12 protein-coding genes are annotated in these 14300 nt (G+C 71.1%); 7 read left to right on the forward strand and 5 right to left on the reverse strand.

Going from position 1 to position 14300, the window contains the following annotated elements; all coding sequences use genetic code 11:
* The first annotated feature begins 36 nt into the window (after positions 1 to 36).
* Entirely contained in the window at positions 37 to 1488 is a 1452-nt protein-coding gene (locus ABZ826_RS10850) for an acyl-CoA synthetase (RefSeq protein WP_361445439.1), read from the forward strand.
* Positions 1481 to 2842: a carboxyl transferase domain-containing protein gene (locus ABZ826_RS10855; protein ID WP_361445442.1), complete on the forward strand. Its 1362-nt coding sequence runs from the start codon at positions 1481 to 1483 to the stop codon at positions 2840 to 2842. Before ABZ826_RS10850 ends, ABZ826_RS10855 begins: the two co-directional genes overlap by 8 nt.
* Before the next feature lie 239 nt (positions 2843 to 3081).
* Here the strand turns inward: ABZ826_RS10855 and ABZ826_RS10860 are convergent, their stop codons facing one another.
* The 5 genes from ABZ826_RS10860 to ABZ826_RS10880 all read right to left on the reverse strand — a co-directional run bounded on the left by ABZ826_RS10860 (position 3082) and on the right by ABZ826_RS10880 (position 9629).
* Positions 3082 to 4356 (reverse strand): MFS transporter, encoded by a 1275-nt coding sequence (locus tag ABZ826_RS10860; protein WP_361445445.1) that lies wholly within the window; start codon positions 4354 to 4356, stop codon positions 3082 to 3084.
* A gap of 111 nt (positions 4357 to 4467) precedes the next feature.
* Positions 4468 to 6291, reverse strand: a complete 1824-nt coding sequence (locus tag ABZ826_RS10865; protein WP_361445448.1) for an ABC transporter ATP-binding protein — start codon at positions 6289 to 6291, stop codon at positions 4468 to 4470.
* A gap of 188 nt (positions 6292 to 6479) precedes the next feature.
* Positions 6480 to 6665 carry a hypothetical protein gene (locus ABZ826_RS10870; RefSeq protein ID WP_361445451.1) on the reverse strand — a complete coding sequence of 62 codons (186 nt, stop codon included), beginning with the start codon at positions 6663 to 6665 and terminating at the stop codon, positions 6480 to 6482.
* A gap of 874 nt (positions 6666 to 7539) precedes the next feature.
* Positions 7540 to 9078: an alpha/beta hydrolase gene (locus ABZ826_RS10875; protein ID WP_361445454.1), complete on the reverse strand. Its 1539-nt coding sequence runs from the start codon at positions 9076 to 9078 to the stop codon at positions 7540 to 7542.
* Between the two features lie 221 nt (positions 9079 to 9299).
* On the reverse strand, positions 9300 to 9629 hold the full coding sequence (locus ABZ826_RS10880) for a DUF4190 domain-containing protein (RefSeq protein WP_361445457.1): 330 nt from the start codon (positions 9627 to 9629) through the stop codon (positions 9300 to 9302).
* 305 nt (positions 9630 to 9934) lie between these two features.
* Here ABZ826_RS10880 and ABZ826_RS10885 point away from each other — a divergent pair, with 305 nt between their 5' ends.
* The 5 genes from ABZ826_RS10885 (at position 9935) to ABZ826_RS10905 (ending at position 14288) form a co-directional block, all read left to right on the forward strand.
* Complete coding sequence (locus tag ABZ826_RS10885; RefSeq protein ID WP_361445460.1) at positions 9935 to 11218, forward strand: histidine kinase; 1284 nt, start codon at positions 9935 to 9937, stop codon at positions 11216 to 11218.
* A complete protein-coding gene (locus tag ABZ826_RS10890) occupies positions 11215 to 11970 on the forward strand; it encodes a response regulator transcription factor (protein WP_361445463.1) in 756 nt (251 codons plus the stop codon). The genes ABZ826_RS10885 and ABZ826_RS10890 overlap by 4 nt, the downstream gene beginning before the upstream one ends.
* A 791-nt stretch (positions 11971 to 12761) precedes the next feature.
* Positions 12762 to 13334: a glycoside hydrolase gene (locus ABZ826_RS10895; RefSeq protein ID WP_361445466.1), complete on the forward strand. Its 573-nt coding sequence runs from the start codon at positions 12762 to 12764 to the stop codon at positions 13332 to 13334.
* Positions 13331 to 13522, forward strand: a complete 192-nt coding sequence (locus tag ABZ826_RS10900; RefSeq protein ID WP_361445469.1) for a hypothetical protein — start codon at positions 13331 to 13333, stop codon at positions 13520 to 13522. The genes ABZ826_RS10895 and ABZ826_RS10900 overlap by 4 nt, the downstream gene beginning before the upstream one ends.
* 133 nt (positions 13523 to 13655) lie before the next feature.
* Positions 13656 to 14288, forward strand: coding sequence for a phosphotransferase (locus tag ABZ826_RS10905; protein ID WP_361445472.1), 633 nt, complete (start codon positions 13656 to 13658; stop codon positions 14286 to 14288).
* Positions 14289 to 14300 lie beyond the last annotated feature (12 nt).

A 14300-nucleotide genomic window follows, 5' to 3' on the forward strand; every position in this document is an offset into this window, starting at 1 on the left:
CCCCCTGTCGTGGGGCGGGCCGTTAGGGTGCGGTAGGTGACTCCTCTTCTGTGCGTACCGGCCGACGCTTCCGTCCGGGAGGCCACCCGGTTCGGCGAACACTCCATGACGTACGCCCGGCTGGCCGCCGCCTCCGGCGCGCTCGCCGCCCGTCTGACCGGCGCCGGACGGGTCGCCGTCTGGGCCACGCCCACGCCGGGGACCGTGGTCGCCGTCGTCGCGGCGCTACGGGCCGGGGTGCCGGCGGTGCCGCTCAACCCGAGGACGGGGACGCGCGAGCTCGGGCACATCGTGGCCGACAGCGAACCGGGCGTGGTGCTGGCCGGTGCGGGGGACGTGCTCCCGCCGGCGCTGGCCGCCCTGCACCGCATCGACGTCGACACCGCCTGGGACGGAGAGGAGGGCGCCCCGCTCCCCGAGCCCTCCCCCGAGTCCCCCGCGCTGATCGTCTACACCTCCGGCACCACGGGCCCGCCCAAGGGGGCGATCCTGCCGCGCCGGGCCATCGCGGCGTCGCTGGACGCGCTGGAGGACGCCTGGCAGTGGACCGGCGACGACGTGCTCGTCCACGCCCTGCCGCTGTTCCATGTGCACGGTCTGATCCTGGGCGTGCTCGGGCCGCTGCGCCGGGGCGGATCGGTGCGGCACCTGGGCAGGTTCTCCCCCGACGGGGTGGCCCGGGAGCTGTCGTCCGGCGGCACGATGCTCTTCGGTGTACCGACCATGTACCACCGGCTGGCGGAGGCCCTCGACGAGCCCGGCCCCGGCGCGGACGGGCTGGCGAAGGCGCTGGCCGGGGCCCGGCTGCTGGTGTCCGGGTCGGCCGCGCTGCCGGTCCACGACCACGAGCGGATCGCGGCGGCGACCGGTCGCCGGGTCATCGAGCGGTACGGCATGACGGAGACCCTGATGAACACCGGCGTCCGGGCCGACGGCGAGCCGCGCCCCGGCACGGTCGGCGCGCCTCTGCGCGGCGTGGAACTCCGTCTGGTCGAGGAGGACGGCACCGTCCTCACCGACCCCGACGCCATCGGCGAGATCCAGGTGCGCGGCCCGAACCTCTTCACCGGCTATCTCAACCGCCCCGACGCCACGGCCGCCGCGCTCACCGGGGACGGCTGGTTCCGGACGGGGGACATGGCCACCCGGGACCCCGACGGGTACGTACGGATCGTCGGCCGCAAGGCCACCGATCTGATCAAGAGCGGCGGGTACAAGATCGGCGCCGGTGAGATCGAGAACGCGCTCCTCGATCACCCGGGCGTCCGCGAGGCCGCCGTCACCGGTGAGCCGGATCCGGATCTGGGCGAGCGGATCGTCGCCTGGGTGGTGCCGGCCGACCCCACCGCGCCCCCGGCCGAGGACGCACTCGCGGACCATGTGGCCGCCCAGCTGGCCCCGCACAAGCGCCCGCGTACGGTCCGCTATCTGGAGACGCTGCCCCGCAACGACCTTGGCAAGATCATGAAGCGGTCGCTCGGTGTCTGAGCGGCTGACGGCGCGGGCGGCGATCGCGGCCGTCACCACCGAGTTCGAGGAGTTCACCGCATCCCCCGGGCCCGGCCGCGACACCGCCGGAGACGGCCCCCTCTCCTGGGCCGGGTACGCGGACTCCCGGGCCCGCGCCGCCGCCCGTACCGGCGAGGCGGAGTCGGTCGTCCACGGCCTGGCCTCCGTGGGCGGCGTGCGCTGTGTCCTGGTCTCGTTCGAGTTCGGTTTCCTGGGCGGCTCGCTGGGCCGGTGCACCGGGGACCGGCTGGAGGCCGCCTACGAGGCCGCCCGGACCTCGGGGCTTCCGCTGGTCTCGCTCATCGCGACGGGTGGCAGCCGGATGCAGGAGGGCATGGTCGCGCTGACCCAGCTGCACCGCGTGGCCCGCGCCTCGGCACGGCTGCGGGCGGCCGGTCCCGCGCAGCTCGCGGTCCTGCGAGACCCGACGACGGGCGGCGGCTGGGCCACGCTGGGCGCCTGCGCCGATGTGATCCTGGCGCTGCCGGGCGCCCAGGTCGGGTTCGCCGGTTCCCGGGTGCGGCCCGGGGACGCGGATCCGCACGCCTACACCGCCGAGGGCCAGCTGGCCGCGGGCCAGATCGACGCGGTCGTCCCCCTGGAGGAGCTGCCACGGACGGTGGCCGGCTGGCTGCGGGCGCTCCACGCCGACGGTTCCCGGGCCCCCGAGCCCGCTCCGGTGCCGGAGGCCCTGTCCGCCACGGACCTCCCGGCGACCGGCTGGGACGCGGTCCAGCAAGCCCGCTCGCCCTCCCGGCCCCGCGCCGAGGCGTATCTGGACGCGTACTTCGACCAGCTGCTGCCGCTCAGCGGCGACCGCTGCGGTGGTACGGATCCGGGGCTGCGCTGCGGTTTCGGACGGCGCGACGGGCGGACGGTCGCGTATGTCGCGCAGGGCGGCACCGCGACCCGTCCGGCCGGCTATCGCACGGCGGCCCGGGTGATCCGGCTGGCCGACCGGCTCGGCGTTCCCGTGCTCACCCTGATCGACACCCCGGGCGCGGCGAACGACGCCGAAGCGGAACGGGCGGGCGCGGGCGCGGCCATCGCGGACGCCTTCGCCGCGATAGCCGGGGCCCGGGTCCCGGTCACGACCCTGGTGATCGGCGAGGGCGGTTCGGGCGGCGCGCTGGCGCTCGCGTCACCGGGGAACACCCATGTCACCCCGGACAGCTATTTCTCGGTCATCGCCCCGGAACTGGCGGCGGCGATCCTGAAGCGCGGCCCGGACGAGGTGCGTGCCACCGCCGACCAGCTGCGGCTTCGCCCCCAGGACCTGGTGGAACTGGACATCGCCCGGAGCGTCGTGGAACCCCGGCCGTCGCGGGACTGAGAGCCTGTCGGGTGGCCTTCGATCGGGCAGCGGACGCGGTCTGGTGCGTGCGATTCCAAGGCGCCGGGATGTCCTCGGACGGGGTCTCCCCTGCTTGAACGAAGCTGAGAGCTCGGGGATGGAGCTACCAGGGCATTTCGGCAACGCGGGAGGAGGTCCCCCCTGGCCCTCAATGCCTTGGGGGAGTGCGTGCCAGGGCGTGGCCGCCCGATCAGAGGCCGCCCGACAGGCTCTGAGGCTCAGGGCTGCGGATTCTTCGCGTCGTAGCGCGCGAACCCGCGCCACCGCAGCCCCAGCAGCGACACGGCGACGACACAGGCGATCCCGCCGCCTGTCACCGCCACGCCGGGCGTGGCCAGATCGGCGACCGATCCGGCCACGAAGTCGCCGAGCCTCGGTCCGCCCGCCACGACGACGATGAACACACCCTGCAGCCGTCCCCGCATCTCGTCCGGAACGGCCGCCTGGAGCATGGTGTTCCGGAAGACCATCGAGGTGTTGTCCGCGCACCCCGCGAGCGCCAGGAGGATCAGCCCGAGCCAGAGCTGGCGGGTCAGCCCGAAGACCGCGATGGCGGTGCCCCAGCAGGCGACGGCGATGAGCACGGCGAGTCCGTGGCGGCGGACGCGTCCCAGCCAGCCGGAGAACACCCCGCCGAGCAGCGCCCCCAGCGCCGGAGCGGCGACCAGCAGCCCGGTGGTCTTCGCGTCCCCGCCGAACCAGACGACGGCGACCACGGGGAACAGCGCCCGGGGATGGGCCAGCACCATGGCGCACAGGTCGGTGAGGTAGGTCATCCGCAGATTGGGCCTGGCCCCCAGGAACCGCAGCCCGTCCGCGACGGACGCCCGCTTGTCGCCCGCGCCCTCCTCGCGCTGCGGGAGCATCGAGGGCAGCCGCCACATCGCGTACAGCGAGGCGGTGAAGGTGATGGCGTCGACGGTGTACGCGGCTCGGTACCCCCACCAGCCGACGAGGAGCCCGCCGAGCATCGGCCCGACCAGCGTTCCGGTGGTGCTGGTCATGGAGGTGAGCGCGTTGGCGGCGGGCAGCTGCTCGGCCGGCAGCAGCCGGGCGATCATCGAGCTGCGGGCCGGTGCGTTGAGCGCGAAGCAGGCCGCCTGCAGGGCGACGACCGCGTACAGCAGCCCCACCTGTTCCACCCCGGCGACGGTGGCGGCGACCAGTGCGACGGAGAGCACGAACGACCCCGCGGAGCCGGCCAGGCCCAGCTTGCGCCGGTCGATGGTGTCGGCGACCGCACCGCCGTACAGCCCGAAGACGACCATCGGCAGGAACGAACAGAATCCGATGAGCCCGACCGAGAAGGCGGACCCGGTGATGTCGTAGACCTGGAGCGACACGGCGAGCGCCGTCATCCCCTGGCCGATCCAGGAGACCGTGTTCCCGAACCAGAGCCGCCGGTAGTCGGCGGAGGTCCGCAGGGGTGTCAGGTCGGCGAGTATGCGTGCGCGGCGCAGGGGCTCTTCGGCTGTCTCGGCTGTTTCGGTCACAGCGGATGGTAACGACCGGCGGTCCGGCCGCGTTCGGGTACGGCCCGTCCCGGCGGCCCTTCGCGTCAGGACGTGCCGCGGCCCACGCGGTCCGGCGCCGCTCCCGCCCGCCTACCGCCAGTGGATTCCCGTCGCGCGGGCGGGCTGGTACACCGTGCCGTTCGGGGGTTGGGAACGGCGCTCGAACAGGGTGGCGTACAGACCTTTCCGGCCCAGGAGTTGGGTGTGTGTGCCCGACTCCACCAGGCGTCCCTGGTCCAGCACCAGGATGCGGTCGGCGTCCGCGGCGAGGGCCAGATCGTGTGTGATCACGATGGTGGTGCGCCCTTCGGCGAGACGCCGCAGCGGAGCGATGATCCGCTGCGCGGCCAGTCTGTCCAGTCCGGTGGTGGGTTCGTCGAGGAGGAGGACGGGGGCGTCGCGCAGCATGGCGCGGGCGATCGCGATGCGCTGCAGCTGGCCCCCGGAGAGCCGCGAGGTGCCCGTGGATATGACTGTGTCATATCCCTCCGGCAGAGTGCGGATGAAGCCGTGGGCGTCGGCCGCCTTCGCGGCCTCCACGACGTCACGGTGGCTCACATCGGTGCGCCCGCAACCGATGTTCTCCTCGATGGTGTCGTGCAGGACGAGTGTGTCCTGGGGCAGCAGCGTGATGTTGCGACGCAGGTGGGTCAGCGGCAGCCGGTCCACCGACACGCCGTCCAGCCGGATGCTGCCGGAGTCCGGGTCGTAGAACCTCAGCAACAGAGCCGCCAGGGTGGACTTGCCGGCGCCGCTGGGGCCGGTGATGACCAGCAACTCCCCCGGGCTCGCGGTGAACGAGAGATTCCGGAGCACCGGCTCGGTGCTGCCGGGGTAGTGGAAGAAGACCTCTCTCGCCTCCAACTCGCCGAACGCGCGGCCGCGGGGCGGGGCGGGCACGGAGACGGCCGGATCGGTGACGGCGGGCCGTGCGTCGAGGATCTCCAGCAGCCGTTCGGCACCCGCGGTCGCGGCGGTGGCCGTCAGGCCGAGCTGGCCCAGGGATCGGATCGGCGGATAGAGGTAGCCGATGAAGGCGGCGAAGGCGAGGAGCTGCCCGAGGGTCATCCGTCCCGCGGCGATCTCCCACGCACCCAGGCCGATGATGGTCAGGACGCACAATGTTTCGAGAACTTCGACCAGTTGCTCGTAGAACTCGGTGAGACGGACGGCCTTCACCGACGCCTTCAGCCGGATGCGCGCCTTGCTGAGCAGCCGCGCCTCCTCGTCCTCCTGCCGGTTGTACGCCTGGGTCATGACGACGTTGACCAACGTCTCCTCGACCACCGCCGTGATGGCACCGTCCGCCGCGCGGCCCCGCCGGGAGACCGCGCGCAGCGGGCCGGCGAATCGACGGGTCGTGAACCAGAAGAGCGGCACCATCACGAAGGTGGCGAGGGCCAGGTCCCAGCGCAGCCACAGGGCGGCGGCGGCGTAGAAGAGCGTGCTGAACAGGGCCGAGGCCGCCCCGACGATGCCGGAGACCACGAGCGCCTCGATGGCCTCCACGTCGCCCGTCAGCCGCTCCACCAGGTCACCCCGGCGATTGCGTTGGTAGAAGTGCGGCGGGAGCGTCTGGAGATGGCTGAACACGCGGGCCCGCAGGCGTAGCACGAACCGTTCGGCGACCCAGGCCGCGACCGAGTGGCCCAGATATCCCACCACCGCGCCGATGACTGCCACGGCGAGCCACTGACCGGCGGGTTTCCAGAAGGCGCTGACCGAGCCCTTCTGCAGAGCGGAGTCGACGAGTTCGGCGAAGAGCAGAACGGTGATGGTCTCGGCGATGGCCGCCAGGACGGCACACAGGAAGATGAGGACGATCCAGCGCCGGTCACCCCTGGTCAGAGGCCAGAAGCGCCGAAACGCCACCAGAACGCTGATGGGGTCGGTGCGGATCGGTACGTCCGTCACCGACTCCTGAGAAGTCTCCTCGGAGGGCACTGGGCCCGGGAGCGAGCTGCGCAGGCGCATGGGTGTCACGTCACAGATGTGCTCGGACTATGGACCATCTCCATAGGCGCGGAAACCAGAACTGCGAAGCCGACCCGCGCCCGGGCGCGGGTCGGCCTCGAATCGGGGATGGAGTCAGGGATGTCGGGTCAGTAGTAGCCCCCGCCGTAGCCGCGTCCGCCGCGTCCGCCGCGTCCGCCACGTCCGCCACGTCCGCCGCGTCCGAAGTCACCGCGTCCGCCGCGTCCGCCGCGTCCGAAGTCACCGCGTCCGCCACGTCCGCCGCGTCCGCCGCGGCCCCTGCCACCGTGGTCGAAGATGTTGCTGACCTTCATCTTCGCCTCCTTTGGAGGATGTCGCTGTGCCGCTCCTTGTTCCTGCTGCGGCACTTCCGACACTACGACGACCCCTCACGACCAACAAGTCGTACAAGCCGCAATTCGCATCAAACTCACGAAACACCGCAAACCTTCAAAGCGTTGCCATGAGTGACTCTCCGGACATCACGCCAGAAGGCGAACGAATCCCTCGCGTGACGGGTCCGGGCGACGGGCTCACAGCACCTCCCTGCGGCCGTGCCCGTCGCACACAATCGTGGCCGCCCGTAAGGCGCCTGACGGCGCGAGAGGCCTGGCTGACGACCCGCCGGGACGCGGCGCGGCCACTCCTGGTTCTGCTCCAGGGCCATGGGGTGAGGCCCCATGGGAATCCATGAGAACCCGGTCGCCCACGTATGCGCAGGTCATCACGTCTCCGCCGGATCAGCGGCCGTGGGCGGGGAACTCGAACCGGCCCCGGCAACCGTGTCACCTGCGGGTTTACCGAAGTGCCCGAACTATCTATCCCTTTCCATCCGACTGCATACCCCCTCGATTTCGGTTGATCTGTTCGGGTGAGGCGTTCGCCGCACCGCTTCCTCAAGCCCCGCAGTTCGTCCCGCCGTGCCGGCCACACGGACCGGTTCGACGTTTCGTGGCGGGACGGGGGCGCGTTTGCCCGCGACGGCCCGCCGGTGCGGTCGAGGACGGAGCCATGACCGACCTGCCGCACCGGACACGGGGGCCGGACGGTCGACCCGGTCCGGCCGAGCACCATCCGGGCATGTCCGACCCAGCCTGTGGGCGGCGCCGGGACGCGCCGGTGAACCCGGCCGACGGCCATACGGTGGGTGGCCCGACCCCGCGAAGGGTCAGACGTGGTGGTGCGAGGCTAGCGGGATTTCTCCCTCTGCCCGCCCGGCGTCTGGCAGGTCAGGCCCTTGGCCGGGAGCCTGCCCGTGGTCAGATAGACCGTGCGGCTCTTGTCCGCACAGGAGTTGGAGCCGTAGACGATGTGCCCCTCTCCCCCGGCGACGGTGACCATCCGGGAGCCGCGCAGGGCCCGGTGCATGGCCTGGCCGCCGGCCAGGGGCGTTGCGGGGTCCCACTCGTTCTGCAGGATCAGTGCACCGACCTTGTTGTTCACCGTTGTCTCGGGCTCGCTGCCCTGCTTCCAGAAGGCACACGGCTTGATGTTGGCCGCGAAATCGCCGTACAGCGGGTATCGGGCCTTGTCCCGGATCGCGTCGCGGCGGTACTGCTCGGGATCGCGCGGCCACGTACGGGTGTCGGCGCACAGGACAGCCCAAGCACTCGCGGCGTCATTGTCCGAGGGAACGTCACGGGCGAATGCCGACGGGACGGGGCTCGGGGCCCGCTCGGGCGTACCGGACGGGGCCGCCTTCTCGTCCTCGGCCGCCTTCTTCAGCCCGGCGACCCATTCGGCGGCGTCCTGAACGTGGAAGAACGCGGCGTGCTGAGCACGGATGCCGTCACCGGTGAGGGGCTCCCCATCGGCGTCGATGGGCTCGCGGTCGGCCTGGGCGACCAGGTCCCAGAAGGTCTTGCGGACCTCTGCCGGGGTATCGCCCAGTTCGTACGTCGTGTGTCGCCGGGCAGTCCAATCGCTCCATCGTGTGAAGGCGGGCTCGGTTCCCTCCGCCATCCCCTGGAACATGCCCCGCCAGATTCGTGCGGGGTCGGTTGCACTGTCCAGCACGAACCGGTCGGTTCGCTGGGGGAACATCTGCGTGTAGACGGCACCGAGGTAGGTGCCGTAGGAGAACCCCAGGTAGGAGATCTTCTTCTCTCCCAGCACGGCGCGGATGACGTCCATGTCGCGAGCGGTGTTGCGGGTGGTGAGGTGCCGCAGCGCATCACCCCCCTTGGCCTGGCACTTGTCGGCCACCGTACGTGCCCACTCCACGTCCTTCGCGAATGTCCCGGCCCTGTACGGGCGCTCAAAGTTCTGTTCGTCGTCGGTCAAACCGCAGCTGACGGGAGAGCTCTGCCCCACCCCCCTCGGGTCGAACCCGATGAGGTCGTAGTGGCTCTTCACCTCCTCGGGGAAGTCCAGATCCGGGGCGACAGGCAAATCCAGGCCCGGCCCACCGGGACCGCCGGGGTTGAGCAGCAGAACGCCGCGGCGTTCCTTCGCACTGCTCGCCCTCAGCCGGGAGACCGCTATGTCGATCTTCCGACCGCCAAGATCGCTGTAGTCCAGCGGCACCTTGAGCGTCATGCACTGATAGGTGGCGGGGCTCCCCGCGTCACAGCGCTGCCACTGGGGTTTCTGCTGCGTGTACTGGAGCAGAGGGGCCTCGGCAGCAGAGGACTGGGATGAGGCAGAGGCCGCTGAAGGCACAGGCGCCGAGGCGAAAGTCGCCACGGCACCGACGGCCAGAAGAGATGCTATTCGTCCGTTTCGCATAGTGATGCTCGTCCTTGCTCGGGAGAGGTGACTGGCCCTTCCGCCTCTTTGCGCGCGGGAGGGTGGTGAGTCCATCGCCGGAACGGGATCCACTGTCCGGCTCACGGCGGCGTGCTGATCCTTGATGTCGTGGCCCGGGGCCCGGTGGGGGTGGCCGCCCGGGTGGTGCGCCGAGGCCGGGGGCGTCGTCGGCTGTGCTGCCGACCGCCGGTCAGCGCCGGTCAGTGCCCGGTGAGTTGCTGGTGGACGCACTGCTTGTATTGCTGGATGCTCTCCGGCTGGTAGCACTCCTGCGTGTTGTTGGCGTACCAGACCATGAAGACGGCGAGCAGGACGGACACCACGATCGCGATGGCCGACGTCACCAGGCCGGTGATGGCGTTGCCCCGGCCGGTGCCGGTCCGCTTGGTCGTCTTCACGCCGACGATGGCCAGGATCAGGCCGATGAGGCCGAGCAGACCGCCGACGAAGACGATCGAGGTCATCAAGCTGATGACGCCGAGCACCATGGCGGCCACGGCCAGGCCGTTCCTGCCGGCCGGCGGCCGCATGCCGTGGCCGGGGTCCTGGGGGCAGGGCGCATACGGGTCCGGCCCGGCGACCGAGGTCGATGCCGTCCGACTCGGCGCTGCCCGACTCGGCGTTGATGTCGTCCGAGTCGACACGGCCTCAGCCGGCGCCATGTGGTTCGGCGACGTCCGCGTCCCTTGAGTGTTCATCATCTGTCCTCCCGTGAGCTGGGCAGGACACGATCCTGGTCTGCGAGGTCTCGGGTGCACATCGCGGGAAGGCGGGAGAAAACGCTCCCTCGATCGGGGGAGGTCACCGACGAACCGTCCGGTCATACTGACCGATCATGACCAGAGGAATCCGGCCGCTGCTGCGCGGCTCCACGTATGCGGGTGCGCTGTTCGCCTATGGCGGCGCGTTGGCGAGCATTCCACTGCTGCCTTTCGCCCTGCCGGTGCTGGCGTGGAGCTCCGCACCCGAGGGGCTGCGGATCGTTCTGACCCTGCTGGTCTGGGCAGCACTGATCGGCGTGGTCGGGCTGGCCCGCACCACGCGGCGGGTGCTGGTCATGTGCGCCCGTCGACTGCTGAGGGTGCCGTTGCCGGATCCGGTGGCAGTACGTAAGTCCGCGAGCTCACCCGGCACTGGGCCGGCCCCCGCCACGCCGTCCGGCGCCGACCGTTGGCGGACTCCCGTCTGGCTGCTGCTGCACGTGGCACTGGGGTGGGCGGGGGCGATGGTGAGCGGTGCGCTGATCCTCGCGGGCCTGACCCTCCCGGTGGGTCGGTTCCGTGCCGAGGCGGGGCTGAGTCTGTTCGGCCGGTCCGTGCGGGTGGCGGGCGGCTGGGAGAGCTGGGTGGTGGCGCTCGGCTGCGTGCTGTTGGCAGCGGCTGTGTGTGTGGTGGTGACGAGCGCTCTGCGGCGGCTGGCGCCCAGGCTGTTGGGGCCGTCGTCGGCCGAGCGGCTCGCGCTGGCGGCCGAGCGGGAGCTGCGGCTGGCCGAACGCAACCGACTGGCCCACGAGTTGCACGACTCGATCGGTCACACACTGACCGCTGCCACGATCCAGGCGGCAGTGGCGGGCGAGGTGCTCTGCGCCGACCCGGTGACGGCGCGGGCCGCCCTGCGCGGCATCGAGGAGTCGGCCCGCGCCGCACTGGAGGACTTGGACTACGTACTGGGCGTGCTGCGCGAGGAGAAGGCAGAGGCAGCGCCGACCCGGACCTTGGCCGACCTGCCTGAGCTGCTGGACCGGTTGCGGCACGCGGGCGCGGTGGTGGAGCTGGAGCTCTCGGGCGAGCCGGCACAGGTCCAGGGAACGCTCTCCCGGGCGGCGTACCGGATCCTGCAGGAGGGGTTGACGAACGCGTTGCGGCACGGGGCGGGCGGTCCGATCGAGGTCCGAGTGGCGGCCGCGCCGGATGGGCTGGAGCTCGGTGTGGTCAACCGGACGGGGACGAGCACGGGCACGGGCAGAGGCTCGGGCCCGGGTGCCTTCCCTACGTCCGGGCACGGCCTTCCCGGGCTGGCCGAGCGCGTGAGGCTGCTGCACGGTGAGTTCGAGGCCGGCCCGGACGGGCCGCAGCACTGGCGGTTGGCGGTCCGGCTGCCGGTACGGTTGCCGGCATGATCGGCCCTGACGTGAGCGAAGCCGTCGCGACCGGCCCTGCCGCGAGCTCAGTCGTCACGACCGGCGCCGGCCCCGCCACCGCCGGCCCTGCCGCCACCCCCGTCACACTCCTGATCGCGGACGACGACGAGGTGACCCGCAGCGGTCTGCGCATGTTGCTCGCGGCACGGTCGGGAATCGCGGTGGTCGGAGAGGCCGCCGACGGCGTCGAGGCGGTCGAGCAGGCGCGGCGGCTGCGGCCGGACGTGGTCCTGATGGATGTGCGGATGCCGCGTCTCAACGGGATCGAGGCCACCCGGCAACTCCTTGCCGAGTCCGCCGAACCGCCGAAGGTCGTGGTGATCACCACCTTCGAGAACGACGGCTACGTCACCGCCGCGCTCAGCGCGGGGGCCAGTGGGTTCGTGCTCAAACGGCTTCCGGTCCAGCAGATCGCGGAGGCGGTGCGGGTGGTGGCAACGGGGGAGGCGATCCTCTTCCCGGCGGCACTGCGCCGGATGGTCGCCGCCCGCCCGCTGGGCTCCGCCGAGGCGTTGCCGAAGGCGGCGCTGACGGGGCGGGAGGAGGAGGTGCTGCGGTTGATGGCCACCGGTCTGTCCAACCCGGAGATCGCCGAGTCGCTCACGGTGAGCCTGGAGACGGTGAAGACGCATGTCGGGAACGTGCTGACCAAGCTCGGCGCGCAGAACCGGACCCACGCGGTGGTGATCGCGTACGAGTCCGGTCTGGTCGTGCCGGGTTTCGCCGGCTGAGGCGGCCTGGGGGGGTCGCCTGCGGGCGCGCCTTTGCCACAAGGGTGTACTCCGCTTCGCGGTCGAAGTCCGGGATGAGGAAGTAGGTGAGGATGGCGAGGAAGACGCTGAAGGAGTTCAGCGCGTTCTCCGGGAGGAACAGGCTGGCCACGATCGCCAGGGCACCCAGCCCCACAATGGAACGTGCCCTGACCACGAACGTCGAGACGAAACTCCTGAATCCCTCGACGGCTGTGAGGAAGGCGACCGAACCGCTGTAGAAGGCGACGGCGACCGCGTTCAGGCAGGTGAGGAGGGAGACGATCATCACCACGTCGGCCGCTGCGGGTGACATGTTGAGCGCGAGTTGGTGGAAGCCTCCCACCGTGCTCCCCGCGGGGTAGGCAATCGCCAGTACGGCGCCGAGGATCTCGATCCAGATCGCGGAGAGCAGTGTGCCGCAGAAGACGGACGCGGATACCTTTCCGCCGGAGACCCTCGCGGGCAGGTACCGGGTGTAGTCGGAGACGACCGGAGCGACGGCGATCTGGAAGGTCGCGGAGGCACCGAACTGAAGCAGGAACGGTGTCAGTGCGAAGTACGAGTTGCCCAGGTACCCGCCTATCGGCAAATACACGAAGACACAGACGGTGAGCGCGATGAGCGCGGCCAGCATCAGATAGGAAACGGTCTTCTCGGCGAGCATCACGAGCCGGTAGCCGATGGTCGCGACCAGGAGGGCCACGACACCGAGGCCGGGGTCAGGCCAGTTCTTCCACCGGACCACGGCCCCCGCGTCTCTGGCCAACTCGATGTTCGACCCCGTCTACCGCGTCCCGCTGTACGAGACCGCACTGCACAACTCGCTGGTCAACACCGACCGCTGGAAGATGCCCTACGACAAGCTTCCGGCGCGAAAGACCCGCAGGCGCGGCGCAGCGCTGCGGGTCCGCAAGGCCGGGGCCACCGGCCGTCGCCCCCATGTGGCGGCACCAGCGTGTCGTCTTGAACGATCCCGCGGGCGCGCGGTCGACACCTATGCGGCCGACGCGGACCGGTGCCCTTCGGAGCAGCATCACGGAGCGCGGGGGCGACAGTCCGCCCACCTGCGTCCGCCGGGCGGTGGCGACGAGTGGTCGGCGCCGGCCGACGGAACAACCCTTCGCCCCGCCCCGGCACAGGCCACGTATGTGACCCCTGTGCGACGCGACGCCGTGTACGACCACCGGGCCCAGCAAGGCGCGCTGCCGGTCCTGGTCCACTACGACGACGGCGGTACGGCCGAGTCCCTTCTCGTCCTCACCTCGGACCAAGTCGAGTTGTACGTGATCCAGTTCGAGCGACTCATCGCCCAGCGCGAGCAGGCGCAGGAGAACGCCGCATGACCACGCGCCAGGCTGCGCAGCGCGGGGCCGCATCCGGTGATCCTGTGGGCCGCTGCCTGAGCTGGATATGGGTGCTCGGCACCGCCGCGGGGTTCGCCGCGCTCGCCACCATGACCACTGGTGAACTCGCCCACCGCGACACACCGTCGGCGATGGCCGTCACCGACGCCGGATTCCCGGCGCTCTGATCTCCCCGCCCGCTCGGATGACCCGACAGACCCCGGGCGGGCGGGGCACGCCTCGGTCGGCACCGTCCCCAGTCGCGCCGGCCGAGGCGCCACACAGCACGTCCAGGCACCACTGACCAAGGAGGCAAGGACCGTGACCGTAATCCAGGAACGTCCCGCGACCGACGCCCCCCGCGTACTCTGGCAGGTCGACGCCGGCGGCTGGCTGCTCACCGGGTACGAGTACCTCGTCGGTCAGCACCCGGACCTCAGCCCCGGCTCACCCGACCTCGGCCCCTTCCTCGACGCGCTCACCGTCATGTCCGTGACACCGTGGCCTGAGCAGGTCCGCAAGAAGCCGCTGCACATCCGCTGGACCGGGTTCTTCCCTGACGACCGCTGCCCCGATCTCGCAGGCCGTGCCCTCGTCCACTCCGACGTGTCGCCGCTGAACATGCTGGCCACCGCGAACGGAATCCGTGTACTGGACTGGGCCCTTGCCTGTCCCGGCCCGGCGTGGGCAGACACAGCTTTCGCCATCCCTCGCTTCATTCACGCCGGCCATACCGGGGAGCAAGCCGAAGCCCTCGCCCGAGCGGTGCCCGCCTACCGCACCGCCGAGCCCTCGGCTGTCGCCACCTTCGCTGCCACCCTGTGTGGCGTCTGGGAGAGTCGCGCTGCTACCGACCCCGCGCCGCACCGCGCCCCGTTATGTTTTTCGCGGTCCTGCAAGAGGGCCGCTGGCCTCCGGGCCCGGCATGACTGTTGCCCCCTGTCGAACGGATGACCTGGGGGGTGG

It is taken from the genome of Streptomyces sp. NPDC047515 (assembly GCF_040643055.1).
Taxonomy (GTDB): domain Bacteria; phylum Actinomycetota; class Actinomycetes; order Streptomycetales; family Streptomycetaceae; genus Streptomyces.